A 25,358-nucleotide genomic window follows, 5' to 3' on the forward strand; every position below is an offset into this window, starting at 1 on the left:
TTGGTGGCTGGGAAGGCCCCATCGCCGGCAAGCCGGCTCCTACGAGAGGGGTGAGGGTCTGTAGGAGCCGGATTGCCGGCGATGCGCGAAGCGCAGGTGTTTATTTTTTCAGGTCTTCGGCACCCTGCAACGGTTCATCACCCAACAGCAAGTCTTTGTCGTGGCTGACTTCTTCTTCCTCGAACAGCCGCCAGGTCTTGTCGCCTTCCACGCCCAGCAGTTCCACGAAGCGGCGGCCTTCGACTTTGTCGGTGACCTGGCCGATGTAGCGGCCGGGTTCGCTGTCGCTGCGGGCCAGGTTGATTTTGCGATCTTTCTCCGGCTGAGTCGGGGAAATCAGGTTCAGTTCCAGGGTGTTCGGGTTGCTGTAGCCGGTGAGCTTCAGCTCGACTTCACCGGTCAGTTCGTCCAAATGCAACTTGGCGCGCAGTTGCAGGGTCTGCGCCAGGCGTTCGCGGTCCAGTGAGCGGTTGATGCCCTTGCCAGCCTCGTAGTAGTTGTCGTTGACCAGGTTGTCCGGGTTGTTTACCGCGATGGTCACCATGGACAAGGTCAAGGTCACCGAGCAGGCGAGGATCCCGATGATGATCCAGGGCCAGAGGTGCTTGTACCAAGGGCTTGCGGCAGTGGCTAAGGGCATTGTTCCGTTCTCTCTTTATCGAACTTGTGGGCCGATGAATCGGCTCTTGGCTTCAATGTTGACGCTGGCGTCATCGGCATCGGTGAGGGTGAATTTCACCTCGTTGGTGCTCGACGGCAGTTGTTCCGGCGCACTCGACAGTTCCACTGGCATGCTGACGATATCGCCGGCAGCCACCTTGATCTCGCGCCGGCCCTGCAGCTTGAGGTCTGGCAGGCCTGATGCGTCGAGCACGTAGGTGTGGTCGCGCTGGTCCTTGTTCATGATCTTCAGGCTGTAGACGTTTTCGATACGGCCTTCGGCGTTTTCGCGGTAGAGCACGCGGTCTTTGCTCACGTCGAAGCCCACCAGCGACCGCATGAAGAACGCCCCGGCCAACAGGCTGATCATCGCCAGCAACACCAGGGCGTAACCGATCAGGCGTGGGCGCAGCTTGTGGGTTTTCTGCCCGGACAGGTTGTGCTCGGTGGTGTAGCTGATCAGGCCGCGCGGGTACTCCATCTTGTCCATGATGTTGTCGCAGGCGTCGATGCACGCGGCGCAGCCGATGCACTCGATTTGCAGGCCGTCGCGGATGTCGATGCCGGTGGGGCACACCTGCACGCACATCGTGCAATCGATGCAGTCGCCCAGGCCTTGGGCCTTGTAGTCGATCCCTTTTTTACGCGGGCCACGCAGCTCTCCACGGCGTGGGTCGTAAGAGACGATGAGGGTGTCTTTGTCGAACATCACGCTCTGGAAACGCGCGTACGGGCACATGTAGATGCACACCTGTTCGCGCAGCCAGCCGGCGTTGCCGTAGGTGGCGAGGGTGAAGAAACCGACCCAGAAATACGACCAGCCATCGGCCTGGCCGGTGAAGAAATCGAACACCAGTTCGCGGATCGGCGAGAAGTAGCCGACGAAGGTAATCCCGGTGGCAAAACCGATCAGCAGCCACAGGCTGTGCTTGCTGAATTTGCGCAGGAATTTGTTGGCGCCCATCGGCGCTTTATCCAGCTTGATGCGTTGGTTGCGGTCGCCTTCGGTGACTTTTTCGCACCACATGAAGATCCACGTCCACACGCTTTGCGGGCAGGTATAACCGCACCACACGCGGCCGGCGTACACCGTGATGAAGAACAGGCCAAACGCCGCGACGATCAGAATGCCCGACAGCAGGATGAAGTCCTGGGGCCAGAAGGTCGCACCGAAAATGAAGAACTTACGCTCCGGCAGGTTCCACCACACGGCCTGGTGACCGCCCCAGTTCAGCCACACCGTGCCGAAGTAGAGCAGGAACAAAGCAGCGCCGCCGAGCATTCGTAAATTGCGGAACAGGCCGGTAAAGGCGCGGGTGTAGATTTTCTCGCGCGGGGCATAGAGGTCGACGGTGGCGGTCGAGTGTTTGGCAGGCGGGGTAACGTCATGTACCGGTATTTGGTCGCTCATCATTGCATCCCACGGCGGTGGAGATTTGCCTCGGCCAGTACGTGCCAACCGGGGTCAAATTAGGGGTCTTGCAGTGGCGTAATGATACGCCCCCGATGCTGCGCAAGGGGTGCGACCTTTGGTCGCGTTGGGAAAAATCAATTGATGGTGTACGTGATCTGGATCAATTGACTTGTGAAGTATGGACGGTTTTTGCGGGCTCAACCTTCAAAAAGCCGAAGATCCAATGTGTGAGGGGGCTTGCTCCCGATAGCGGCGTGTCAGTCAGAGTCACTAATACTGATCCACCGTCATCGGGAGCAAGCCCCCTCTCACAAGGGTTTTTTGGTGTTTCTGGGTAAGGGGGTCGCCTTACTGCTCCTCGGCCTTCTTATCCCCATGGGACAAGCTGTAAACATACGCCGCGAGCAAGTGCACCTTGTCATTGCCTTGCAATTGTTCCTGCGCCGGCATCTGGCCCTGGCGGCCGAAACGGATGGTCTGCTGCAGTTGGGCGAAGCTCGAACCGTAGATGAAGGCGCCGGGGTGGGTCAGGTCGGGCGCGCCCATTGCTGGGGTGCCTTTACCGGCTGGGCCGTGGCAGGCCACGCAGTTGGCGGCGAAGAGTTTTTCGCCGTTGGCTACGTCGGCCTTGACGCCTTCGGGCAGTTTGCGGCCGTCGAGTTGAGTGACCACGTAGGCCGCCACGTCGCTGACACCCTCTTCTTGCAGCACCGGCAGCCAGCCCGGCATCACGGCATGACGGCCTTTCATGATGGTTTCCTTGATCGTCGCCGGCTCCCCACCCCAGCGCCAGTCGGCGTCAGTCAGGTTGGGGAAGCCGTAGGCACCCTTGGCGTCGGACCCGTGGCACACCGAGCAGTTGGACGCGAACAAGCGGCCACCCATCTTCAGGGCTTGTGGGTCTTTGGCGACTTCCTCAATGGGCATGGAGGCGAATTTGGCGAAGATCGGACCGAACTTGGCGTCCGACCGGGCCATTTCCTTTTCCCATTCGTGTACACCGGTCCAGCCGGTCTGGCCGTTGGCGAAGGGGGTTTGCTTGTCGTTGTCGAGGTAGTTGTAGCCCGGCAGCAGGCCTTTCCAATTGCCCAGGCCTGGGTACAGCACCAGGTAGCCAAGGGCAAAAATGATGGTGCCGACGAACAGCATGAACCACCACTTGGGCAATGGGTTGTCGTACTCCTCGATGCCATCGAACGAGTGGCCGACGGTCTCGTCGGTTTGCTCGGCGCGCTGGCCCTTGCGGGTCGACAGCAACAGCCAGGTCAGGGCGAAAATGGTACCCAGACTGAGGACTGTGACGTACAGACTCCAGAACGTAGTCATTCTTTGTTACTCCTAGAAGCTTGCTCGACGTGCTTGATGGCTTCGGGATCATCCGCAAAGGGCAGCAAGGTCGCGTCTTCAAACTCCGACTTGCGCTTGGGGCTGAACACCCACAACGCCAGGCCGATAAAGGCCACCATCACCACAACGGTGCCCAGGCCACGAATCATCCCGATATCCATGAAGAATCACCGTTTGCTTTTGATGATGGTGCCCAGGCCTTGCAGGTAGGCCACCAATGCGTCCATTTCGGTCTTGCCCTTTACGGCTGCGGCTGCACCGGCGATGTCTTCGTCGGTGTAGGGCACGCCCAGGGTGCGCAAGACTTCCATCTTCTTCGCGGTGTCCTTGCCGTCGAGCTTGTTTTCCACGAGGAACGGGTACGCCGGCATTTTCGACTCAGGCACCACGTTGCGCGGGTTGTACAAGTGCGCACGTTGCCAGTCATCGGAGTAACGCCCGCCAACACGGGCCAGGTCAGGGCCGGTGCGCTTGGAGCCCCACAGGAACGGGTGGTCCCATACGCTTTCGCCGGCGACCGAGTAGTGGCCGTAGCGTTCGGTTTCGGCGCGGAACGGGCGGATCATCTGCGAGTGACAGCCCACGCAACCGTTGGCGATGTAGACGTCGCGGCCTTCCAGTTCAAGGGCGGTGCGCGGCTTCATGCCTTCCACCGGCTTGTTGGTCACGTCCTGGAAAAACAGCGGAACGATCTGGGTCAGGCCGCCGATACTCACGGCGATGACCATGAAGAAGGCCAGCAGGCCGATATTCTTCTCGACTACTTCATGCTTCATCAGTGGGCTCCCACAACGGCGATCTTGGCGGCGGCTTCGGCTTCTGCCGGGTCCGAGGCACGCACGGTGCGCCAGACGTTGTAGGCCATGAACAGCATGCCGGCAGCGAAGAACGCACCGCCCAGGGCACGGACGATGTAGCCCGGATGGCTGGCTTGCAGCGCTTCGACGAACGAGTAGGTGAGGGTGCCGTCATCGTTGATCGCACGCCACATCAGGCCTTGGGTGATGCCGTTGACCCACATCGAAGCGATGTAGAGCACGGTGCCGATGGTGGCCAGCCAGAAGTGCGTGTTGATCAGCCCGACGCTGTGCATCTGCGCACGGCCGAACAGTTTGGGGATCATGTGGTACAGCGCACCGATGGAGATCATCGCCACCCAACCGAGGGCACCGGCGTGAACGTGGCCGATGGTCCAGTCGGTGTAGTGGGAGAGCGAGTTGACGGTCTTGATTGCCATCATCGGCCCTTCGAAGGTCGACATGCCGTAGAACGCCAGGGATACCACAAGGAAGCGCAGGATCGGGTCGGTGCGCAATTTATGCCAGGCACCCGAGAGGGTCATCATGCCGTTGATCATGCCGCCCCAGCTCGGAGCCAACAGGATGATCGACATCGCCATGCCCAGGGACTGAGCCCAGTCCGGCAGTGCGGTGTAGTGCAAGTGGTGCGGGCCGGCCCAGATGTAGAGGGTGATCAATGCCCAGAAGTGCACGATGGACAAACGGTACGAGTAAATAGGACGTTCGGCCTGTTTCGGCACGAAGTAGTACATCATCCCCAGAAAACCGGTGGTGAGGAAAAAGCCTACGGCGTTATGCCCGTACCACCACTGGATCATCGCGTCCGTCGCGCCGGCATACGCCGAGTAGGACTTGAACAGGCTGACCGGCAGCGATGCGTGATTGACGATGTGCAGCATCGCCGTGACCACGATGAACGCACCGTAGAACCAGTTGCCCACGTAGATGTGCTTGGTTTTGCGCTTGACGATGGTGCCGAAGAACACCGCACCGTAGGTCACCCACACAATCGCCAGCAAAATGGCGATCGGCCATTCCAGCTCGGCGTATTCCTTGGTGGTGGTGTAGCCCAGTGGCAGGCTGACGATGGCGCCGACGATGACCGCCTGCCAACCCCAGAAGGTAAAGGCGGCGAGGCCATCGGAGATCAGTCGCGTCTGGCAGGTTCGCTGCACGACATAGTAGGAGGTGGCAAACAATGCACATCCGCCGAAGGCGAAAATCACCAGGTTGGTGTGCAGCGGGCGTAGGCGACCGAAGGTCGTCCATGGCAAGTCGAAATTCAATTCCGGCCAAACCAGTTGCGAGGCGATGAACACCCCGAGCCCCATGCCAAGGATCCCCCAGACCACCGTCATGATGGCGAACTGGCGGACTACCTTATAGTTATAAGCAGTCGGACTGATTGCTGTGCTCATTCTAAGGTTCCACGGTTTAGGTTTTTTTATAGGTAAAATCGGCCGCAAGTATGTAGAAAGCGAGGGGCCATTGCAACGCAATGGCTGACCTGGATCAATGCGTTCCACGCCAGATTCTGCGCCCTTTCCATGTTTGGCGTAAGGACAAAATCAGAAATCGAAAGCTGATCGAGTGGACAGGAAATTTTGGGGGTCGCAACGACTGTCGTCGCGTACGCCAAGATCGGTCCGCTGTGCAAGCAAGCGTAGACCCGAATGGCAGTAGGGGAAAGTTGTGCTTTGGAGGGGTGTGACACTTGGTCGCGTAGCGCGGTAGAGCTGCCGCCCCAAATTGGGGCGGCAGTCAGGTGTTACTGAGCTGCGCTTTCTGGCATTGCACCATCAGCGTTGTGAGACAGGCTGTACACGTAAGCCGCGAGCAGGTGCACTTTGTCGTTGCCCTGCAACAGTTCCTGCGCCGGCATCTGGCCCTGACGGCCGTGACGAATGGTCTGCTGCAATTGCGCCAGGCTGGTGCCGTAGATATAGCCGCCTGGCAGCGTCAGGTTCGGCGCCCCCATGACTTCCATACCGTGGCCTTCCGGCCCATGGCAGGCCACGCAGGTGGTGTTGAACGCCGCTTTGCCCGCATCCAGGTCGGCAGTGCTATCGGCCGGCAGTGGCAACTTGGCCAAATCGTGACGTACATAGGCAGCGACGTTTTTCACACCGTCGTCACCCAGCACCGTACCCCAGGCCGGCATCGCCGCGTGGCGACCGTTCAGGATGGTGGTCTTGATGGCCTCAGCCGAGCCGCCCCAGCGCCAGATGTTGTCTGCCAGGTTAGGGAAGCCGAACGCGCCCTTGGCGTCCGAGCCGTGACACACCGCGCAGTTGGACGCGAACAGGCGACCGCCCATCTTCAGCGCTTGCGGGTCTTTAGCGACTTCTTCCACGGGCATGGCCGAGAATTTGGCGAAGATCGGCCCGAACTTGGTATCGGCCTTGGCCATCTCCTTGTCCCACTCCTTGGCCGAGGTCCAACCGTCTTCATAGCCCGGCAGCACACCTTTCCAGTTGCCCAGGCCCGGGTAGAGCACCAGGTAGCCGACCGCAAACACCAGGGTGCCGGCGAACAGCATGAACCACCACTGGGGCAGCGGGTTGTCGTATTCCTCGATACCGTCGAAGGCGTGGCCCATGGTCTGGTCGACACTGCCCTTGGTCTCGCCCTTGCGGGTGGCGATCAATAGCCAGGTCAGCCCGATCAGGCTGCCGAGGGTCAGTACGCAGATCCATGTACTCCAGAATAGGGTCATGGCCGATTGCTCCTTGTTGCTGGCTCTTCTTGAGCGTCGGATGGAGAAGGTTCATCGGCGAAGGGCAGCAGGCGCGCCTGCTCGAATTCCTCATTGCGCCGGTTGTTGAACACCCACAGCGACAGGCCGATAAAGGCGATGGCAACGACCAGCGTGCCAAGGCCGCGGATGGTGCCCGCATCGAATTCAAATCCCATGGCTCACCTCTTGCTCTTGATGGCAGTGCCGAGTACTTGCAGGTACGAAACCAGCGCGTCCATCTCGGTCTTGCCCTTGAGGCTGGCCACGGCGCCACTGATGTCGTCGACGGTGTATGGCACGCCGAGGGTGCGCATTACTTTCAACTTGTTCTCGGTGTGGCTGCTGTCGACCTGGGCCGTGACCAGCCACGGGTAGGCCGGCATCTTCGACTCGGGCACTACGTTGCGCGGGTTGTACAAGTGCGCGCGGTGCCAGTCGTCCGAGTAGCGGGCGCCAACGCGGGCCAGATCCGGGCCGGTGCGCTTGGAGCCCCACAGGAACGGGTGATCCCACACGCTTTCGCCCGCCACCGAGTAGTGACCGTAGCGTTCGGTTTCGGCGCGGAACGGACGGATCATCTGCGAGTGGCACTGCACGCAGCCTTCGCGGATGTAGATGTCGCGGCCTTCCAGTTGCAGCGCGGTGTACGGCTTCATGCCTTCCACCGGCTTGTTGGTCACGTCCTGGAAGAACAGCGGGACGATCTGGGTCAGGCCGCCGATGCTCACGGCGAGCACCATGAGCAGCATCAGCAGGCCGACGTTCTTTTCAATCGTTTCGTGTTTCATCACAGACTCCTCAGGCCAGCTGCGCAGTGGTGGCGGCTTCGACAGGCTGCGGCGAACGCACGGTGCGCCACGTGTTGTAAGCCATCAGGAACATGCCGCTGAGGAACACCGCACCGCCCACCAGCCGCACGATGAAGCCTGGATGGCTGGCCACCAGGGTTTCGACGAAGGAGTAGGTCAAGGTGCCGTCTTCGTTGATCGCACGCCACATCAGGCCCTGGGCGATGCCGTTGACCCACATCGAGGCGATGTAGAGCACGGTGCCGATGGTGGCCAGCCAGAAGTGCGCGTTGATCAGGCCGAGGCTGTACATCTGCTCGCGACCGAAGACTTTCGGGATCATGTGGTACAGCGCGCCGATGGAGATCATCGCCACCCAACCGAGGGCGCCGGCGTGTACGTGGCCGATGGTCCAGTCGGTGTAGTGGGAGAGGGCGTTGACGGTCTTGATCGCCATCATCGGGCCTTCGAAGGTCGACATGCCGTAGAACGCCAGGGACACCACCAAAAAGCGCAGGATCGGGTCGCTGCGCAACTTATGCCAGGCGCCCGAGAGGGTCATCATCCCGTTGATCATGCCGCCCCAGCTCGGAGCCAGCAGTACCAGAGACATCACCATGCCCAGGGACTGCGCCCAGTCCGGCAGCGCGGTGTAGTGCAAGTGGTGCGGACCGGCCCAGATGTACAGGGTGATCAGCGCCCAGAAGTGCACGATTGACAAGCGATAGGAATACACCGGACGTTCGGCCTGCTTGGGCACGAAGTAGTACATCATCCCCAGGAAGCCTGCGGTGAGGAAAAAGCCTACCGCGTTGTGCCCATACCACCACTGCACCATGGCATCCGTCGCACCGCCGTAGAGGCTGTAGGACTTGGTCAGGCTGACCGGGATTTCCAGGTTGTTGACGATATGCAGGATCGCCACGGTGATGATGAACGCACCGAAGAACCAGTTACCGACGTAGATGTGCTTGGTGTTGCGCTTCATCACCGTGCCGAAGAACACGATGGCGTAGGCCACCCAGACAATGGTGATCAGGATGTCGATCGGCCATTCCAGCTCGGCGTATTCCTTGGAACTGGTGTAGCCCAGCGGCAAGGTGATCGCAGCCAGCAGGATGACCAACTGCCAACCCCAGAAGCAAAACGCGGCGATTTTCGGCGCGAACAGCTGCGTTTGGCAGGTGCGTTGCACCGAGTAGAACGAGCTGGCAAACAGTGCGCAGCCGCCGAAAGCGAAGATCACCGCGTTGGTGTGCAGCGGGCGCAAGCGGCCGAAGCTGGTCCAGGGCAAATCGAAGTTGAGTGCGGGCCAAACCAATTGGGCGGCGAGAAAAACCCCGAGCCCCATGCCGACGATGCCCCACACCACCGTCATAATGGCGAATTGGCGGACCACCTTGTAGTTATAGGCGGTACTTAAAGTAGTGTTCATGGTTCCCCATCCACGGTTCAACCCAAGCAAATGCGGCACTTGGGCTGGAGTTATAGGCAGACTAAATAGCGAGGCAAGCATGGGCAAAGAGCACAAGGCCAGTATTGACGGGGATCAATGGGCGCAGTGTGTGCGGGAACACGGCTGGTTGTGGGATGTCGCGAAAGGGTCTATCGCGCGTACACCGGTGACGCTGATCCTGGCCCACGGCGCCGGCGCACCGATGGACTCATCCTTCATGAACGACATGGCTGCACGCCTTGCCGGGCATGGCGTCAACGTGTTGCGCTTCGAGTTTCCCTACATGGCCCAGCGTCGATTGGATGGTGGCAAACGCCCACCCAACCCGGCGCCGAAACTGCTGGAAGCCTGGCGCGAAGTGCATGCCGAGGTGCGACGTCATGTCGCTGGGAAACTGGCCATTGGTGGCAAGTCCATGGGCGGGCGCATGGCGAGTCTGTTGGCCGATGAATTGGCCGCGGACGCGTTGGTGTGCCTGGGCTATCCGTTCTATGCGGTGGGCAAGCCGGAAAAACCGAGGGTCGAGCATTTGGTCGAGCTAAAGACGCCGACGTTGATTGTGCAGGGCGAGCGCGATGCGCTGGGCAATCGGGCGACGGTGGAGGGGTATGTGTTGTCACCGAGCATCGAGGTGATGTGGCTGGTGGCGGGGGATCATGATTTGAAGCCGTTGAAGGCTTCGGGGTTTAGTCATGAGCAGCATTTGGAGGCTGCGGCGGTGCAGGTCGCCAGGTTTCTCGGCGCCTGTTAGGGACGTATCGGGACGTAGGTATCTACACATCTTCGATGCAAACATACCCTGAGAAAACGAGGCTCTTGTGGGGAGCGGGCTTGCCCCGCGCTGGGCTGCGCAGCAGCCCCAAAACCTGCCAGTCGGGTGTTGCTGAAAAAATGCGGTGTCTGGGTTAGGGCTGCTTCGCAGCCCAGCGCGGGCAAGCCCGCTCACCACAGAGTTATGTGTCTGCCTTTAGGCGTTGTGTAGATAACCCTGCCCCCGAGAGCGGTCTAGCGGTTAAAACGCTCCACCAGCGAGTACTGGGTATTGGCGGTATGCGTCAATTCCTCACTCAACTGCGCCGAGTTCATCGCCTGCTCCGAGGTCTGATCTGCCAACAGCGCAATGGTGCTGATGTTACGGCTGATCTCTTCGGCTACCGAGCTTTGCTCTTCAGTCGCCGCTGCAATTTGCGTGGTCATGTCAGTGATGTGCGCCACCGCCTCACTGATGCCCACCAACGCCTGATCCGCCTCCATCACCCGCGCCACACCTTCTTCGGCCTGGCGATGCCCGGCGTCCATGGTTTGCACGGCGGCGGCGGCGGTGTGTTGCAGCTTGGCGATCAGGGCATGGATCTGCCCGGTCGACTCGGCCGTACGCTGCGCCAGCTGCCGTACTTCGTCGGCTACCACGGCAAAGCCACGGCCCATCTCGCCGGCACGAGCGGCTTCGATAGCAGCGTTCAATGCCAACAGGTTGGTCTGGTCGGCAATGCCCTTGATCACGTCAACAACGCCGCCGATCTCATCGCTGTCCTTGGCCAGTTGAGTGACGGTCACGCCCGTCTCACCCACGGCAACCGACAGACGCTGAATGGCCTCGCGGGTTTCCCCCGCGATATCGCGGCCGCGACCGGTCAAGCGATTGGCTTCCTGAGTGGCGTCCGCCGTGCGCTGCACATGGCTGGCGACTTCCTGGGTGGTCGCCGCCATCTGGTTGACCGCTGTGGCCACCTGTTCGGTTTCCACGCGCTGGCGTTCCAGGCCGCTGGAGCTGTTGTGGGCCAGGGTGTTGGACTGCGCCGCTTGCTCGTTGAGATGCTCAGCAGTGTCCTGCAAGCGTGTAAGGCATGTCTTCAGACGCGCTTCCTGGCTGAGGATCGACATCTCCAAGCGCGCCTGAGCGCCACGGCTGTCGGTGTACATCTGCGCGATCAACGGGTCGGAGGTGGTCTGCTCGGCCAAACGCAGCAGGCGCTTGAGACCGCGCTGTTGCCAGCTCAGGCCCAGCAGGCCCAACGGCACCGACAAACCCGCCGCCAGGGCAAAGCCCCAGTGGGAGTTGAGCGACACGCCAATCATGAAGCTCAACTGGCTGATCAGGATAAACGGCAGCCAGTCCTGCAACACCGGCAGCCACTTGTCCCGCTGGGGAACGGCCGACTTGCCCTGGTTGATACGTTGGTAGAGCGCTTCGGCCCGGCGGATCTGCTCGGCGGTGGGCTTGATGCGCACCGATTCGTAGCCGACCACCTGATTGCCTTCAAAGACCGGCGTCACATAGGCGTTAACCCAGTAGTGATCGCCCGTCTTGCAGCGGTTCTTAACGATGCCCATCCATGGCAAGCCTTGTTTGAGCGTGGCCCACATATGCCCGAACACCGCCGCCGGCACGTCCGGGTGACGGACCAGGTTGTGCGGGGCGCGTACCAGTTCTTCGCGACTAAACCCACTGATCTCGACGAAAGCGTCGTTGCAGTAGGTGATCACGCCTTTGGCATCTGTGGTTGAGATCAACCGTTGCTGAGCGGGGAAGGTACGTTCGCGCTGGGTAACGGGTTGGTTATTACGCATGGTTGTTCAATCCGCAAGGCTTTCAGGGGGTATCGACCGGAACGGGGGTTTATTTAACTTATTTTTGCAACAATCCCTCGGTCGGACGCCACCTCACTGTTCTATTTGAGTTTTCCGGTATTGAGAATGTCGATCGCTATAGGCTATTGAACGTCGCTGCCGTAGTACTCCTGGATAAATGCAGCACGGTCAGTAGCGCCCAGGGTCAGCTTGGCGAGTGAGGCAACCACGGCATCCGGGTTTGCGAGGGCAAATACAGAAGCATTGGGGATGATGTAAATGGTGAACCTTTTTGAATAACCGCCCAGGCCCGCCAGGATTGGTTTGCCGGTGGCTGCGTATTCGAGCAGTTCGGAGGGCACGATTTTTCAAGAGCCATTGAAGCTATTCAGGTGCAAGAACGGCGCATTTGCGTGCTGATAATAGTGAATCAATTTGTCACGAGATATCGGGGGAATGAGTTCGACATTCGTGACGGCCTTTTGATGAGTGCTTCGCTCAACTTCTTCATCGTAATGCCGTCGCCGATCACATAAAAACGCGCTGTATGCCAGCTATTCAGCCAGTGGAGGCAAAGTTTTTTCCAAGCCTTGGCTCCTGCCGATATTGCCTGCTCAGACAATCTTCAGTGGGGTGAGGATGGGTTGGGCGTACTTGGATCGAAGGGCGTTTCAAGAAACATATCGTCGACACCGTGGATGTGCGTTGAAAAGGTTTTGCCAAGATATCGAGCTGAGAAGTAATCCAAAAAGCCAGGTGATACCTGGTTGGCCTGCATCGCGTGCTGGGGGGCTTTCCAAACGGGAGAACAGTCGCACGAGGCGTTTGCCGAGGGATATCGACAAAGACATCTCGGATATCCAGATGAAGTGGCGTGTGTTTATTACGTGGCAACTGCCTTCAGCGCAGCGTCAGACATTTAACGGGTAGCAATCGGGGTTTATGCGTTGCTTCAGGCACGAAAGGGCTGTGGACGATTCAGCCCAACGGGCAAGCGGGCGAGTACTGACCGTTCGGATAGGTAAGGCATTTTGCAAGGGCAGGTAAATACAAAACCGCCTTCAGGGTGGCTTGGACTCAGGTGAAATCGGGCGGAATCAGTAAATTGGTTTAGCCACTTGTTGATAGGTGTAATTAGTCTGGAGGAGCTGATTGTCTTGGCACTATTTCGACAAGGGGAGTCGCTCGATAGCTATCAAAGATTTTATTGAAATAGCTGAATATATTTTTGAACTTTTTGAGCTTTTAGATGTATGGCTGGCTAGTTAAAACATGACCCGTGGATCACTGCTAAATACACTCTTGGAGTTTAGGGGGAAGAATTAGCTATTTCGTATTTTTCAGATTTTTGGAATGTATAGCAGCGACTATTGTGCCCGTTTGATCGTCTTTGCGACGCGTTTTGGTGATGCGGCCGATTTGCCTTGTTGACCTGGGCGCGATCATCGCCTTCTGAAATGCCGCGTTGCTGCGCGGAAGAGGTTGTGGGGCGATCTGTGGGGTATAAGCGGCGTTGTTGCTCCCTGTAACCGCTTCAATTTGAAGCATTCTTCTGGCCCCATGCCCCAAAAATACCCATCAATGAATAGGCGGTCTCGTTTTTGAATTTCACGTGGCTCAGTAAAAAGTGCAGCGACGGTTGCGGCTGTTTAAGCGAGTCGGGAGGGGGAGGGATGTGGCACTTTAATATTAATCCTCGACTGTTTGTCCGGTTGCCCAGTCGCTGACTCAGTGATGCATGGCTGTGTCGGTACTTGGAGTGCGCGGAGCTTCAAACGGAGGAGGGTGGCCATTGATCAAGAGTTGGATTGTGCCTACAGAAGATAACTGTATACTTCATCATTTCCTACGACACATGTCCGCATTTCCTACAGAAATGTTCGCCACGAAGGGAGTTTCGTGTCTATTTTTGCTTCCAGTAGTGCCTCTCTTCTTGATGTGCACGATTTTTGCCATGCAAAAGTCGCCGTATTGATGTGCACGTACAACGGCGAATCCTTTCTGGCCGAGCAGCTTGATTCCTTTGAGCGCCAAACTCATGGTAATTGGATCCTGGTTGTATCAGACGACGATTCCCAAGACGGAACCCTGGCGCTATTGGATGGCTACCGAAATAACTGGGGGGATGAGCGCATTAGAGTGGTACGTGGACCCAAGAGAGGCTTTGCGGCCAACTTTTTATCGCTGACTACTCGAGATGACATCGACGCTGATTTTTTTGCGTGGTCTGATCAGGACGATATCTGGGATCAAGACAAAATCGAGGTGGCGCTCGCTTGGCTGCAAACCATTCCTCAGCATATTCCTGCTCTCTATTGCGGCCGTACCCAACTGATCAGTGAATCAGGGGTGCCGTTAGGGGTATCGCCCCTGTTCCGTTTGCCGTCAGGTTTTGCCAATGCACTGGTTCAAAGTATCGCTGGTGGCAACACCATGGTCTTTAACCAGGCAGCCCGTGATCTTATCCGGGAAGCGGGTGCCGATATCAGCGTTCCTGCTCACGATTGGTGGGCGTATCAGTTGGTCTCGGGTGCGGGAGGGGTCGTCAACTATGACCCTGAACCCAAAGTGCGTTATCGCCAGCACAGTGAAAACTTGATAGGCAGCAATTCAGGCTGGTCTGCTCGGCGGGTGCGTTTGCGCATGGTTTTTCAAGGACGGTTTTACGAGTGGAATGAGCAGAATATTCATGCGCTCGAATCCATGCAGCATCGTCTTTGTGATGAGCACCGCGCGACGCTTGCCCGCTTCAAACATGCAAGAAACCAAACATTATTTCGAAGATTATTGGGAATGCGGCTAGCCGGCCTGTATCGACAGACCCTGCTCGGCAACCTCGGCCTAATCCTCGCAACACTACTGAAAAAGATCTGAATAAATGACTATCTTGGTAACTGGCGGCGCAGGCTTTATCGGTGCGAATTTTGTATTGGACTGGTTGGCGCAAGCGGACGAGCCTGTCATTAACTTGGACAAACTGACGTATGCGGGCAATCTGGAGAACCTCAGCTCTCTTGAGGGTGATAAGCGTCACGTGTTCGTACATGGCGATATCGGCGATACACAATTAGTCGAAAGCTTGCTCGTTAAGCATTCGCCACGCGCCATTCTGAACTTCGCTGCCGAGTCGCACGTGGATCGGTCCATTCACGGCCCGGAAGACTTTATCGAGACCAATGTTGTCGGTACATTCCGCTTACTGGAAACGGTGCGCGCCTATTGGAAAGGCTTGCCGACAGATGCTCAGCAGGCTTTTCGTTTCCTGCATGTTTCGACAGACGAGGTCTATGGCTCCTTGTCCAAGGACGATCCCGCCTTCACCGAAACTCACCAGTACGAGCCCAACAGCCCCTATTCAGCTAGCAAGGCCGCTAGCGACCACCTTGTGCGTGCCTACCACCACACGTATGGTTTGCCGGTCCTGACCACCAATTGCTCGAACAACTATGGCCCCTATCACTTCCCGGAAAAACTGATTCCGTTGATGATCGTCAATGCGCTGGCGGGCAAGGCACTTCCGGTGTACGGCGACGGCCAGCAGATTCGCGACTGGCTGTACGTCAAGGACCATTGCAGTGCCATCCGCCGTGTACTGGAGGCCGGTACGGTGGGTGAGGTCTATAACGTAGGGGGATGGAACGAAAAGCCCAACCTGGACATCGTTCATACCATCTGCGCCTTGCTTGATGGGCTGCGTCCTCGCCAGGACGGCAAGCCTTACAACGAACAGATTGCATACGTAACAGACCGCCCAGGGCATGATCGTCGCTATGCCATTGACGCGCGTAAGCTTGAGAGCGAGTTAGGCTGGAAACCGGCAGAAACCTTCGAGACTGGAATTCGCAAAACCGTGGAGTGGTACCTGGATAATCAGGAGTGGGTCAGTAATATCCAATCCGGCTCTTACCGCGAGTGGGTGGAAAAAAACTATTCCGGACGCTCTGTATGAAGATCCTTCTGCTTGGCAAGAATGGCCAAGTAGGATGGGAGTTACAACGCAGTTTGGCCCCGCTGGGCCAAGTGCTCGCGCTGGATTCCAAAAGCCTCGACTATTGCGGTGACCTTAGCGATCTAGAGGGGCTTGCTGCGACCGTGCAGCGGTTTGCTCCAGATGTCATCGTCAACGCTGCTGCATATACCGCCGTGGACAAGGCCGAAAGCGAGCCTGGCCTGGCGCGGCGCGTTAACGCAGAGGCACCGGCTGTATTGGCCGCAGAGGCCCTGAAGCTCAATGCCTTATTGGTGCACTATTCAACTGACTATGTCTTCGCAGGCGATGGCGAAACGCCTTGGCAGGAAAGCGATCCGGTCGGCCCTCTTAGTGTCTATGGCGCGACCAAGCTTGCCGGTGAGCAGGCGATTCAGTCGTCGGGTTGTTCGCACCTGATATTTCGCACCAGTTGGGTGTATGCCGCACGGGGCAACAACTTCGCCAAGACCATGTTGCGCCTTGCGCAGGAACGCGACAGCCTGAACGTCATTAACGATCAGTTCGGCACGCCGACTGGCGCCGATTTACTCGCGGATGTCACTGCGCACGCCATTCGCGCGGTAAGGCAGCAGTCACACCTGGGCGGGCTCTACCACCTCGCGTCAGCCGGTGAGACCACCTGGTATCGCTATGCGCGATTCGTACTTGAGCAAGCGCAAGCGGCAGGGGTAGAGCTTCAGGTTGGCCCAGCTTCAGTCGGCGCCATCGCGACAGCGGCCTATCCAACGCCGGCTAAACGCCCCGGCAATTCGCGACTTAATACCCAAAAACTGCAGAACGCCTTCTCATTGTTCTTGCCGGATTGGCAAGACGGTGTGGCACGGATGCTTATTGAAACACTAGAGAAATGAACATGCTCAAACGTAAAGGAATCATTCTGGCTGGCGGCTCGGGCACGCGCCTGCACCCGGCGACCTTGGCCATTTCCAAGCAATTGTTGCCTGTTTACGATAAACCGATGATCTATTACCCGCTGACAACACTGATGTTGGCCGGTATTCGCGACATCCTGATCATCTCCACCCCCCAGGACACGCCGCGTTTTGAGCAATTGTTGGGTGATGGCAGTAATTGGGGACTGAATATTTCCTACGCGGTGCAGGCCTCCCCGGATGGCCTGGCTCAGGCATTCATTATTGGTGAAGACTTCATCGGTAACGACCTGTCGGCGTTGGTGCTGGGTGACAACATCTACCACGGTCACCACTTTAATGAGCTGTTGAGAAACGCAATGGCTCGGGAAGAGGGCGCCAGTGTCTTCGCATACCACGTTAACGATCCTGAGCGGTACGGGGTCGTAGAGTTCGATAGCCAAGGCAGGGCGATGAGCCTGGAAGAGAAGCCGCTCCAGCCAAAATCAAGCTATGCCGTAACAGGTCTGTATTTCTATGACCAGGAAGTGGTTGATATTGCTAAAAGCATTCAACCCTCACCTAGAGGTGAGCTGGAGATTACCGACCTCAATCGTATCTATATGGAACGAGGCAAGCTGTCTGTAGAAATCATGGGCCGAGGGTATGCCTGGCTGGATACCGGTACTCACGATTCTCTCCTTGAGGCGAGTCACTTCATTGCCACGCTGGAGCGTCGCCAAGGGCTCAAAGTTGCTTGTCCGGAAGAAATTGCATTCAGGCAAAAGTGGATCGATGCGCAGCAGTTGGAGAAGCTGGCTGCACCGCTTTCCAAGAACGGTTATGGCCAATATCTCAAACGTTTACTGCATGAGAAGATCTTTTGAAGCACGTTGCTGCAATCTGCCTTCCAAGGCGCTTGCCCTAAGATCTTTTTTTGACCTGCAGCGTCGCCCTGTCGGCCTGGATACATTTTGGAGATATTGTAAAGATGAGAGTTACCCCACTCGTTCTCCCGGAAGTTCTTCTAATCGAACCGAAAGTGTTCGGGGACGAGCGCGGTTTTTTCTACGAAAGTTTCAATCAAAAAATTTTTGAAGAAGCACTGGGAAGGCCAGCTCATTTCGTTCAGGACAACCACTCCCGATCAGTCAAAGGTGTACTTCGCGGCCTGCACTATCAAATCCAACAGGCCCAGGGAAAGCTTGTGCGTGTCACCCACGGTGAGGTGTTTGATGTTGCTGTTGATTTGCGTAAAAGCTCGGCGACTTTCGGCAAGTGGGCGGGCGCCTTCCTGAGTGCAAGCAACAGATCCCAGCTTTGGATACCGGAGGGATTTGCGCATGGTTTCGTTGTTCTCTCCGATAGCGCAGAATTTCTCTACAAAACCACGGATTACTGGGCGCCGGAGCACGAGCGGAGTGTTGCCTGGGACGACCCTGATTTGGCGATTGCCTGGCCGATCTGCGAAGCCCCGACGCTTTCCGCAAAAGATGCCAGTGCACCTCGCTTGATTGATGCTGAGGTGTTTGCCTAGTGAACCCTCATCGCGCACCTTCCGCGGGGCCATTCAGTCTGGCTGCGAGCCTGTGGAAAAATCGTTCGTTGATTTCGCAAATGACTACTCGCGAGGTCATTGGTCGTTATCGTGGCTCGGTGATGGGCCTGACATGGTCGTTCTTCAATCCGATCCTCATGCTTGCGGTTTATACCTTCGTGTTCTCCGAGATTTTCAAAGCTCGATGGGCTGGGGTGGAAACAGGCAAAGGCGGGTTCGCGGTTCTGCTATTTGTTGGCATGATTGTTCACGGATTGTTTGCAGAATGTGCTAATCGTGCGCCATCGCTTGTGATGACCAATAGCAGCTACGTAAAAAAAGTAGTATTTCCGCTGGAAATTCTGCCGGTGATTACGCTGGGGTCCGCGTTGTTTCATAGCTGCATCAGCCTGATCGTGTTGCTGGCCGCTCAGTTTCTGATCATGGGCCAGATCCATTGGACGGCGCTCTTGTTCCCGCTGGTCCTGGTGCCCTTGATATTGGCGACGCTCGGCGTTAGTTGGTTCCTGGCGTCGCTGGGGGTTTACCTGAGGGATGTGGGGCACGTAATAACGGTACTCACGACCGTGCTTCTTTTTCTTTCCCCTGTGTTGTACCCGACCGCTGCGCTGCCTGAGGCCTACAAACCGTGGCTAAAGCTCAATCCTTTGACTTACATCATTGAGGAGAGTCGAAGCGTGCTGCTTTTTGGAAACCTGCCTGATTGGGGGAGCTTGGGGGTCGCGGTCATCATTGGAGCAGTGATGGCTTGCGTTGGATTCTGGTTCTTCCAAAAAACACGTAAAGGGTTCGCTGATGTCATCTGATCATTCGGTAATCAGCGTTCGGAATGTCTCCAAATGTTTTTACACATACGACAAGCCACGCGATCGCCTGAAGCAAGCGATTGTGCCGCGTCTGCAGCGTTGGGTGGGCGATCCGTTGACCACGTACGGCAACGAATTTTGGGCATTGCGTGACATCAGTTTTGAGGTCAGCAAAGGCGAAACAGTCGGCATCGTCGGTCGAAATGGATCGGGCAAGTCGACCTTGCTGCAGATAATCTGCGGCACACTTGCGCCGACGATTGGCGAGATTGAAACCCGCGGACGTGTCGCCGCGCTTCTCGAGTTGGGTTCAGGCTTCAACCCGGAGTTCACCGGGCGTGAGAATGTCTATCTGAACGGTGCTGTACTGGGTCTTACCCGTGAGGAAGTGGATGATCGCTTCGATGCTATCGCCGGTTTTGCGGATATCGGAGAGTTTCTCGATCAGCCGGTCAAAGCTTATTCCAGTGGCATGGCGGTCAGACTCGCTTTCGCCGTTCAGGCACAAGTGGACCCTGAGATTCTAGTGGTGGACGAGGCTCTTTCGGTAGGTGATGCTCGGTTTCAAGCCAAATGCTTTGAGCGCCTGCGCCAGCTCAAAGAGAATGGAACAAGCATTCTGTTAGTGACGCACTCCAGCGAGCAGGTGGTCACGCACTGCTCGCGTGCAATTCTGTTGGAGCAAAGTCGGGTCGAAATGATCGGTGCGTCACGCCCGGTTATAAACCGCTACACCGATATCCTCTTTGGTCGTAATGCCAGTGATGGCCCCGAAGATGGCCATTCATGCGCACCTGCGAGTACCCCTCAAGAGTCTGTAGCGCCAGTAACTCCCCATGCATTGCTTAACCTGGATAACGATGTCTATGCATCGCGCGTTGGGTACAACCCGCATGAGTATCGCTGGGGCGACGGTGCCGCCACTCTGCTTGATTTCCATTTAAGAGCCAGTGCTCGGGAGTTCCCCACCAGTGCGGAAACCGGTGAAGAGATCGTACTGAGTGTTGCATTCAGATTTAACCGCCCGGTGATCAATCCGATTCTGGGTTTCACCATTAAAACCAAGGAAGGGGTCACGGTTTACGGCACTAACTCTTATTTATTGGAGTGTGTGGAAACACGCTCCATGGGAGAATCCGGTAGCGCCGCGACTGCCAGTGTCAGATTTATAAATAGACTAGCGACGGGTGATTATTTTATATCCCTAGGGATCGCCTCCCGAGAGGGCGAAGACATCATTGCTCATGACCGACGTTATGACTCTATTCACTTGATTGTCGAGCCTACCCCTAAACTGTTGGGGCTGATTGACCTTGCAGCTGCCATGACAATCGATCCGGTAGATCCAAATGTTTAAACTCGATGATTATGGCTATACCAAGGATGATGCGACGAATGTATGGGTTCGCGCTGATTTTCAGGGCATCGCCTACAGTGATGGTGATAGTGCCGAAACTGAATTGGCGAGCATCATCCATAACGCAAATGACGTTTCTGTATTGTCGGATGAACTCCCGCAGTACTGCACCGATTGGGCAAAGCTTTATCATTTGAGTGCGACGCGGGCTAATATCCTGCGTCCGTTTGAACACTTATTAAAGTCTCGCGTGCTAGAGATCGGTGCCGGTTGTGGCGCCATCAGCCGTTACCTTGGTGAATGCGGAGCGGACGTGTTGTGCCTCGAAGGAAGCCCGCGTCGAGCGGCCATTGCAGCGAGTCGCACGCGGGATCTGGATAACGTCACGGTACTGGCCGAGCGGTTCGATGACTTTAAAGTCGAAGAGCAATTCGACGTGGTCACTCTGATTGGCGTGCTTGAATACGCCAGCATGTTCAGTAATGCCGATGATCCGGCCTTAGCAATGCTTAAGCGAGTTCGCAAACTATTGAAGCCCGATGGGCATCTATTTATCGCCATCGAAAATCAGTTGGGGTTGAAGTATTTTGCGGGGGCTCCCGAAGATCATGTCGGTATCATCATGTATGGAATTGAAGGCCGTTACGAACATGGCCAACCCAAAACCTACGGCAGGAAAGAGCTCAAAGATCTAATCACGAGCGCGGGGTTTAGCTCTTCCAGCTTCCTGGCCCCCAGCCCGGATTACAAATTGCCCAATTCGATCATCACGGAGGGTGGCTTCGAGAGTGACGAGTTCGACGCTGCGGCCTTGGCATGGCAAAACGTTAAGAAGGATCCGCAGCTTCCAGAGCAGACCACCTTTAACTTGGAAAAAGCTTGGTCGGTCGTCATTGACAACCGTCTAGGCATGGATCTGGCGAACTCCTTTCTGATTGTGGCGTCCTGCGGGAAAAATGAACCGCTTGACGTTGACGTGCTTGCCTACCACTACAGCACTGGCAGGAGGACCCGTTACTGCAAGGAATCAGTGTTCGTCAAAACACCGCAAGGTATTCAGGTCCGTTACAGAAAGCTGGGAACTCTTGCTAGCGATGTGACGGAAGCGAGCCTTGAGGATGGCTTCAAATATGTGCTTCCAAGTGTGGACGCCTATGCCAAGGGCAGCGTGCTCAGTCTTGAATTTCTTGATCTCGCGGCACGTCGCGACTGGAGCGTGGAAGGTTTTACGCCATTTTTACAAAAGTATCTCGCGTGCCTGAGGACGCTCCTCAAAAAGGAGGGGGCCGACTTCGAATTACTCTCGGCCAAGTCTCTGCTTCCGGGTCGTTTTATCGATGCGGTCCCTCAAAACATAGTTGTCGGAGCGGGCGACGTTCCACAATTCATAGATGTTGAGTGGGAAAGTTCTGAGGGCGTTGAGCTCGGCTACTTGATGATGCGGGCGCTTCTGCTGCTCATGGCAGCAGCAAGTCCTTTCTATCCGAGTACTTCTTCGGTCAGTCGGCAGGAGTTCGTCACCCAGCTGTTGGCAAGTGCTGGTATGGACATTAGCCCTGAAGACCTTGCGCGCTACATCGGTACCGAGGCGGCTTTTCAGGAGCGGGTAACCGGTGCTGACGCGAATCGCTTCCTGAATTGGTCTCCCGATGCGATGGTCCATAAGCTCGGCGTGACGCATATGCCGTCCAAGCACGCCAAGCTCTATATAAGTGACGAGGCAGGGAATCTTTCAGAGGAGTCCGCCCTGCTCCGAGTGGTAGATGATGGACCTCAACTAATCAGGTTTACCCTTCCTCGCGCGCTGCCCAAGGGGGGATTGCTGCGGTTTGACCCCATCAATAGACGTCAAAGCTTTTCGATTCACTCGATCAGGGTGTACTCTAGCGCCGAAAAGATTTTGGAGTGGCAAGATGACATCAGTCAGCCGCTTGTCATTGCGTCCGCGATGCGGATTTCCGAAGTCGGGCGCGACACGCTTTATCTAGCGCTGAGTGACGATCCGAGCGTGATGATTCCTCTGCAAGCAGAAACGCTTAGTGGTACCGATCAACTAGAGCTAGAAGTAAGCTTCACCTTATTCACGGAAGAGCAACTGGCTCAAGAGATCGAAGTGCTGAATCAATCTGGACTCACACGCAATAATGCTGAATTGCAAAATAAACTCGAACAGTTTTTAGACTCAAGTAGCAAGCTGGATTTGATTGCTGACTCAAACAGTAAGCTTGACGTTATCCTGGGTTCAAATAACAAGCTTGACCTGCTAGTTGACTCAAATAAAGAAATTACAAATATTCTGGAGTTGGTAAAGGCTTCGATAGCATCCAACAATGCGGATGTGATTTCCCGAATCATTCGCGAAAAAGATGAAGAGGTTCAAGTCGTCGTCGAACAAATTCGACAGCAGGCTGAGGAGCACGAGGCATTCGTTCAACTTTTGAGCGAGCAGAAAAAATTAGAACTGGACGAGAAAGACTCCCAGATTGAAGAGTTCATCGCAGCGACTGCACTTGAACACGCGCATTCAGAGGCCGAGCGGCTTCAGATCCTTGCGACATTGCATCAACAGGCGTCTCTAAAAGACGAGGCACTGCAACACACGCTGGCCAAGTGGCAAGAGTCGTTGCTGGAGAAGGATGTTCATATCGCCAGTCTTGAAGAGCGACTGCGTGTACAGCAGGTACAGAAAGACACTCATATCCATAACTTGAACCTGCAGATCATCGCGATGCAGTCATCGTCAAGTTGGAAGGTTACTTCACCCCTGCGAAAACTCGTTAAGAGCGTTAGACAAGCTAAGAGTTTATGGCGCCTGTTGCCCGCGGTTATCCGTCGAGGCGGTGGATTGCGCAGGACCATGCGCAAGGCTATTGCAGTTTGGCGTCAACAAGGCATTGCTGGCTTGAAGGCACGGGTGGTGTGGGTTGCTGGTGCGAGCAACTTTGCATTTGTAGGCAAGGAAACTCGTGAGGTTCCAGATCGCCACGATTATTCCAGATGGGTTCAGTACTACGACACCCTTGATGAAAATGGTCGCTGGAAAATCAGCGAAGAAATTCGTAAGTGGAAAACCAAGCCACTCATTTCGATCATTATGCCCGTCTACAACCCGCCTTTGGGCTTGTTGCGTGAGGCGGTCGAGAGCGTTAAGTCCCAGCTCTACAAAAACTGGGAGCTGTGTATCGCGGACGACGCTTCCAATGATCCTGAGGTCATCGCCTATCTCAAGTCGCTGAAGCAGCAGGATCAGCGTATTAAAGTGGTGTTCCGCCAGCAAAATGGTCATATCTCCAATGCCAGTAATTCGGCGCTGGAATTGGCGTCGGGGCAGTACATCGCTCTGATGGACAATGACGACTTGCTCGCCGAACACGCATTGTATTGGGTGACCCGTGCTGTTCATGATTGTCCGGATGTTGGCGTTATCTATTCAGATGAAGACAAAATCGACACTGCCGGTAAACGAAGCTCGCCTTATTTCAAATCGGGTTGGAATGAGTTCTTGTTCCGTTCCCAGAATATGGTTTGCCATTTGGGCGTATACCGTTCGGATCTGGTGAAAGCTGTCGGTGGGTTCCGCACAGGGTTTGAAGGCTCCCAAGACTACGATCTGGCGTTGCGATGCATCGAGAAACTCGACCGCAATCAAATCGTACACATCCCTCGCATTCTCTATCACTGGCGTATGCACGCCGGCAGTACCGCCATGGCTGGCGACGAGAAGCCTTATGCCGCGCTCGCTGGTGTCAAAGCCCTAGATGAACATCTCCAGCGCAAAGGTGATATCGGTACTACAGAGCTTTTACCGATGGGCATGTATCGCGTTCACTACACGCCTCCCGTGACGCCGCCATTGGTTACTCTGATTATTCCCACGCGCAACGCCCACTCGTTGGTCAAGCAATGCATCGACAGTATTCAGGCGCTGACTACCTACAGTCATTATGAAATTATCTTGATCGATAATGGATCGGACGATCCGGTTTCTATCGAATATTTTGCAGCGCTCGACCAACAGGACAACGTTCGCGTGTTGCGTGACGATGGGCCGTTCAATTATTCCGCATTGAACAATGGCGCCGTCAGAATGGCGCGCGGTGAGCTGATTGGCCTTGTTAACAACGACATTGAAGTCATCACGCCGCAATGGCTGGATGAGATGGTGTCAATCGCACTACAGCCGAACGTTGGAGCAGTAGGGGCGCGGCTGTGGTATCCCGATGATCGCCTGCAACACGGTGGCGTCGTGGTGGGTGTGGGGGGAGTTGCAGGTCACTCGCACAAATACTTGCCAAAAGGTGACTACGGCTACTTTTGCCGGGCGGCGCTGATTCAAGAGTTTTCTGCTGTGACCGCGGCTTGCCTAATCATCAAGAAAAGCATTTTTGAACAGGTAGGCGGTTTGGATGAAGAAAACCTTAAGATTGCCTTCAACGATGTCGACTTCTGCTTGAGGGTGCAGGAGGCGGGCTACATCAATGTGTGGACCCCTTTTGCAGAGCTCTATCACCACGAGTCCGCGACGCGTGGCTTGGAAGATACGCCTGAGAAAAAGGAAAGATTTTCTAATGAGGTTGTTTATATTCAAAGCCGCTGGCCGAATATTTTGGAAGACTACGCCTACAGCCCGAACCTGACATTGGACCATGAGGATTTTGGCTTGGCCTGGCCACCTAGGGTAAAACTTTAATCCACCGGGATCGCTGTCTGATCTGAAATAGGGCTCTGTTGGCGAGTAAAAGACTCTTGAAGTTGGCCTGTGCAGCGGCAGTGACCTGTCAATCACTATCGCCGCTGCCCTAACTGGGTGACGGAATCTGCGCGTACTCGATCAGGATCGTAAGGCCATGATTTACGCGCGGAAGCGGCTCGCCTTCGGAGGGCATTGGGAAGGTAGTCAGGGTGATCGGGCCAGCAGAGCATGCGCTATGTTGCGTGACCACCGTTTTTCCTGGCGCTATCTTCGTGGTCCCTTTTATGAAGAAATGTTTCGTCTGTGGTAACGTTGCCCGCGAATAAAAG

General features: G+C 56.1%; 21 protein-coding genes. 9 read left to right on the top strand and 12 right to left on the bottom strand.

Translation table 11 applies throughout. From position 1 onward, the window contains the following. Window positions 1–100: 100 nt before the first annotated feature. The 10 genes from ACKZ62_RS07245 to ccoN (ACKZ62_RS07290) form a co-directional block, all read right to left on the bottom strand. A complete protein-coding gene (locus ACKZ62_RS07245; RefSeq protein WP_032887673.1) occupies window positions 101–640 on the bottom strand; it encodes a FixH family protein in 540 nt (179 codons plus the stop codon). Between the two features lie 15 nt (window positions 641–655). After that, window positions 656–2,071: a cytochrome c oxidase accessory protein CcoG gene (ccoG, locus tag ACKZ62_RS07250; RefSeq protein ID WP_032887674.1), complete on the bottom strand. Its 1,416-nt coding sequence runs from the start codon at window positions 2,069–2,071 to the stop codon at window positions 656–658. 351 nt (window positions 2,072–2,422) lie between these two features. Continuing rightward, window positions 2,423–3,400, bottom strand: coding sequence for a cytochrome-c oxidase, cbb3-type subunit III (gene ccoP, locus ACKZ62_RS07255; protein ID WP_095185370.1), 978 nt, complete (start codon window positions 3,398–3,400; stop codon window positions 2,423–2,425). After that, entirely contained in the window at window positions 3,397–3,582 is a 186-nt protein-coding gene (locus tag ACKZ62_RS07260) for a CcoQ/FixQ family Cbb3-type cytochrome c oxidase assembly chaperone (protein WP_003175465.1), read from the bottom strand. The genes ccoP (ACKZ62_RS07255) and ACKZ62_RS07260 overlap by 4 nt, the downstream gene beginning before the upstream one ends. A 6-nt stretch (window positions 3,583–3,588) precedes the next feature. Further along, window positions 3,589–4,197 (bottom strand): cytochrome-c oxidase, cbb3-type subunit II, encoded by a 609-nt coding sequence (gene ccoO, locus ACKZ62_RS07265; protein ID WP_003193167.1) that lies wholly within the window; start codon window positions 4,195–4,197, stop codon window positions 3,589–3,591. Continuing rightward, window positions 4,197–5,639: a cytochrome-c oxidase, cbb3-type subunit I gene (ccoN, locus tag ACKZ62_RS07270; protein ID WP_032887677.1), complete on the bottom strand. Its 1,443-nt coding sequence runs from the start codon at window positions 5,637–5,639 to the stop codon at window positions 4,197–4,199. Before ccoN (ACKZ62_RS07270) ends, ccoO (ACKZ62_RS07265) begins: the two co-directional genes overlap by 1 nt. Window positions 5,640–5,989: 350 nt before the next feature. After that, complete coding sequence (gene ccoP, locus ACKZ62_RS07275) at window positions 5,990–6,937, bottom strand: cytochrome-c oxidase, cbb3-type subunit III (protein WP_032887679.1); 948 nt, start codon at window positions 6,935–6,937, stop codon at window positions 5,990–5,992. After that, window positions 6,934–7,134, bottom strand: a complete 201-nt coding sequence (locus ACKZ62_RS07280) for a cbb3-type cytochrome oxidase subunit 3 (protein WP_032887681.1) — start codon at window positions 7,132–7,134, stop codon at window positions 6,934–6,936. The genes ccoP (ACKZ62_RS07275) and ACKZ62_RS07280 overlap by 4 nt, the downstream gene beginning before the upstream one ends. 3 nt (window positions 7,135–7,137) lie before the next feature. Continuing rightward, window positions 7,138–7,746 carry a cytochrome-c oxidase, cbb3-type subunit II gene (gene ccoO / locus ACKZ62_RS07285; RefSeq protein ID WP_447096479.1) on the bottom strand — a complete coding sequence of 203 codons (609 nt, stop codon included), beginning with the start codon at window positions 7,744–7,746 and terminating at the stop codon, window positions 7,138–7,140. Between the two features lie 10 nt (window positions 7,747–7,756). Continuing rightward, on the bottom strand, window positions 7,757–9,181 hold the full coding sequence (gene ccoN / locus ACKZ62_RS07290) for a cytochrome-c oxidase, cbb3-type subunit I (protein WP_032887684.1): 1,425 nt from the start codon (window positions 9,179–9,181) through the stop codon (window positions 7,757–7,759). Between the two features lie 79 nt (window positions 9,182–9,260). Between ccoN (ACKZ62_RS07290) and ACKZ62_RS07295 the strand changes: the two genes are divergently transcribed. Then, entirely contained in the window at window positions 9,261–9,953 is a 693-nt protein-coding gene (locus tag ACKZ62_RS07295; RefSeq protein WP_032887686.1) for an alpha/beta family hydrolase, read from the top strand. 254 nt (window positions 9,954–10,207) lie between these two features. Here ACKZ62_RS07295 and ACKZ62_RS07300 read toward each other — a convergent pair whose 3' ends face one another. After that, on the bottom strand, window positions 10,208–11,773 hold the full coding sequence (locus ACKZ62_RS07300) for a methyl-accepting chemotaxis protein (protein ID WP_032887688.1): 1,566 nt from the start codon (window positions 11,771–11,773) through the stop codon (window positions 10,208–10,210). A 143-nt stretch (window positions 11,774–11,916) separates the two neighbouring features. Continuing rightward, window positions 11,917–12,135, bottom strand: a complete 219-nt coding sequence (locus ACKZ62_RS07305) for a hypothetical protein (RefSeq protein ID WP_122754476.1) — start codon at window positions 12,133–12,135, stop codon at window positions 11,917–11,919. A gap of 1,537 nt (window positions 12,136–13,672) precedes the next feature. Between ACKZ62_RS07305 and ACKZ62_RS07310 the strand changes: the two genes are divergently transcribed. The 8 genes from ACKZ62_RS07310 (at window position 13,673) to ACKZ62_RS07345 (ending at window position 25,026) form a co-directional block, all read left to right on the top strand. After that, window positions 13,673–14,647, top strand: a complete 975-nt coding sequence (locus ACKZ62_RS07310; RefSeq protein WP_241150297.1) for a glycosyltransferase family 2 protein — start codon at window positions 13,673–13,675, stop codon at window positions 14,645–14,647. A gap of 4 nt (window positions 14,648–14,651) precedes the next feature. Continuing rightward, window positions 14,652–15,722, top strand: a complete 1,071-nt coding sequence (rfbB, locus tag ACKZ62_RS07315; RefSeq protein ID WP_099602962.1) for a dTDP-glucose 4,6-dehydratase — start codon at window positions 14,652–14,654, stop codon at window positions 15,720–15,722. Further along, window positions 15,719–16,615, top strand: a complete 897-nt coding sequence (rfbD, locus tag ACKZ62_RS07320; protein WP_122754474.1) for a dTDP-4-dehydrorhamnose reductase — start codon at window positions 15,719–15,721, stop codon at window positions 16,613–16,615. Before rfbB ends, rfbD begins: the two co-directional genes overlap by 4 nt. A 2-nt stretch (window positions 16,616–16,617) precedes the next feature. Further along, the gene (rfbA, locus tag ACKZ62_RS07325) at window positions 16,618–17,502 is read left to right on the top strand and encodes a glucose-1-phosphate thymidylyltransferase RfbA (RefSeq protein WP_099602964.1); all 885 of its coding nucleotides are present in this window, start codon (window positions 16,618–16,620) and stop codon (window positions 17,500–17,502) included. A gap of 104 nt (window positions 17,503–17,606) precedes the next feature. Continuing rightward, entirely contained in the window at window positions 17,607–18,152 is a 546-nt protein-coding gene (rfbC, locus tag ACKZ62_RS07330; protein ID WP_099602965.1) for a dTDP-4-dehydrorhamnose 3,5-epimerase, read from the top strand. Next, complete coding sequence (locus tag ACKZ62_RS07335; RefSeq protein WP_122754473.1) at window positions 18,152–18,979, top strand: ABC transporter permease; 828 nt, start codon at window positions 18,152–18,154, stop codon at window positions 18,977–18,979. The genes rfbC and ACKZ62_RS07335 overlap by 1 nt, the downstream gene beginning before the upstream one ends. Then, window positions 18,969–20,336, top strand: coding sequence for an ABC transporter ATP-binding protein (locus ACKZ62_RS07340; protein ID WP_099602967.1), 1,368 nt, complete (start codon window positions 18,969–18,971; stop codon window positions 20,334–20,336). The genes ACKZ62_RS07335 and ACKZ62_RS07340 overlap by 11 nt, the downstream gene beginning before the upstream one ends. Next, window positions 20,329–25,026 (top strand): glycosyltransferase, encoded by a 4,698-nt coding sequence (locus ACKZ62_RS07345; RefSeq protein ID WP_122754472.1) that lies wholly within the window; start codon window positions 20,329–20,331, stop codon window positions 25,024–25,026. The genes ACKZ62_RS07340 and ACKZ62_RS07345 overlap by 8 nt, the downstream gene beginning before the upstream one ends. Window positions 25,027–25,358 lie beyond the last annotated feature (332 nt).

It is taken from the genome of Pseudomonas sivasensis (genome assembly GCF_052938085.1).

Excerpts from the sequence above, each read along its gene's own strand:
- ACKZ62_RS07245 (WP_032887673.1), bottom strand. The coding sequence starts at position 640 with ATGCCCTTAGCCACTGCCGCAAGCCCTTGGTACAAGCACCTCTGGCCC.
- ccoG (WP_032887674.1), bottom strand. The coding sequence starts at position 2,071 with ATGAGCGACCAAATACCGGTACATGACGTTACCCCGCCTGCCAAACAC.
- ccoP (WP_095185370.1), bottom strand. The coding sequence starts at position 3,400 with ATGACTACGTTCTGGAGTCTGTACGTCACAGTCCTCAGTCTGGGTACC.
- ACKZ62_RS07260 (WP_003175465.1), bottom strand. The coding sequence starts at position 3,582 with ATGGATATCGGGATGATTCGTGGCCTGGGCACCGTTGTGGTGATGGTG.
- ccoO (WP_003193167.1), bottom strand. The coding sequence starts at position 4,197 with ATGAAGCATGAAGTAGTCGAGAAGAATATCGGCCTGCTGGCCTTCTTC.
- ccoN (WP_032887677.1), bottom strand. The coding sequence starts at position 5,639 with ATGAGCACAGCAATCAGTCCGACTGCTTATAACTATAAGGTAGTCCGC.
- ccoP (WP_032887679.1), bottom strand. The coding sequence starts at position 6,937 with ATGACCCTATTCTGGAGTACATGGATCTGCGTACTGACCCTCGGCAGC.
- ACKZ62_RS07280 (WP_032887681.1), bottom strand. The coding sequence starts at position 7,134 with ATGGGATTTGAATTCGATGCGGGCACCATCCGCGGCCTTGGCACGCTG.
- ccoO (WP_447096479.1), bottom strand. The coding sequence starts at position 7,746 with ATGAAACACGAAACGATTGAAAAGAACGTCGGCCTGCTGATGCTGCTC.
- ccoN (WP_032887684.1), bottom strand. The coding sequence starts at position 9,181 with ATGAACACTACTTTAAGTACCGCCTATAACTACAAGGTGGTCCGCCAA.
- ACKZ62_RS07295 (WP_032887686.1), top strand. The coding sequence starts at position 9,261 with ATGGGCAAAGAGCACAAGGCCAGTATTGACGGGGATCAATGGGCGCAG.
- ACKZ62_RS07300 (WP_032887688.1), bottom strand. The coding sequence starts at position 11,773 with ATGCGTAATAACCAACCCGTTACCCAGCGCGAACGTACCTTCCCCGCT.
- rfbB (WP_099602962.1), top strand. The coding sequence starts at position 14,652 with ATGACTATCTTGGTAACTGGCGGCGCAGGCTTTATCGGTGCGAATTTT.
- rfbD (WP_122754474.1), top strand. The coding sequence starts at position 15,719 with ATGAAGATCCTTCTGCTTGGCAAGAATGGCCAAGTAGGATGGGAGTTA.
- rfbA (WP_099602964.1), top strand. The coding sequence starts at position 16,618 with ATGCTCAAACGTAAAGGAATCATTCTGGCTGGCGGCTCGGGCACGCGC.
- rfbC (WP_099602965.1), top strand. The coding sequence starts at position 17,607 with ATGAGAGTTACCCCACTCGTTCTCCCGGAAGTTCTTCTAATCGAACCG.
- ACKZ62_RS07340 (WP_099602967.1), top strand. The coding sequence starts at position 18,969 with ATGTCATCTGATCATTCGGTAATCAGCGTTCGGAATGTCTCCAAATGT.
- ACKZ62_RS07345 (WP_122754472.1), top strand. The coding sequence starts at position 20,329 with ATGTTTAAACTCGATGATTATGGCTATACCAAGGATGATGCGACGAAT.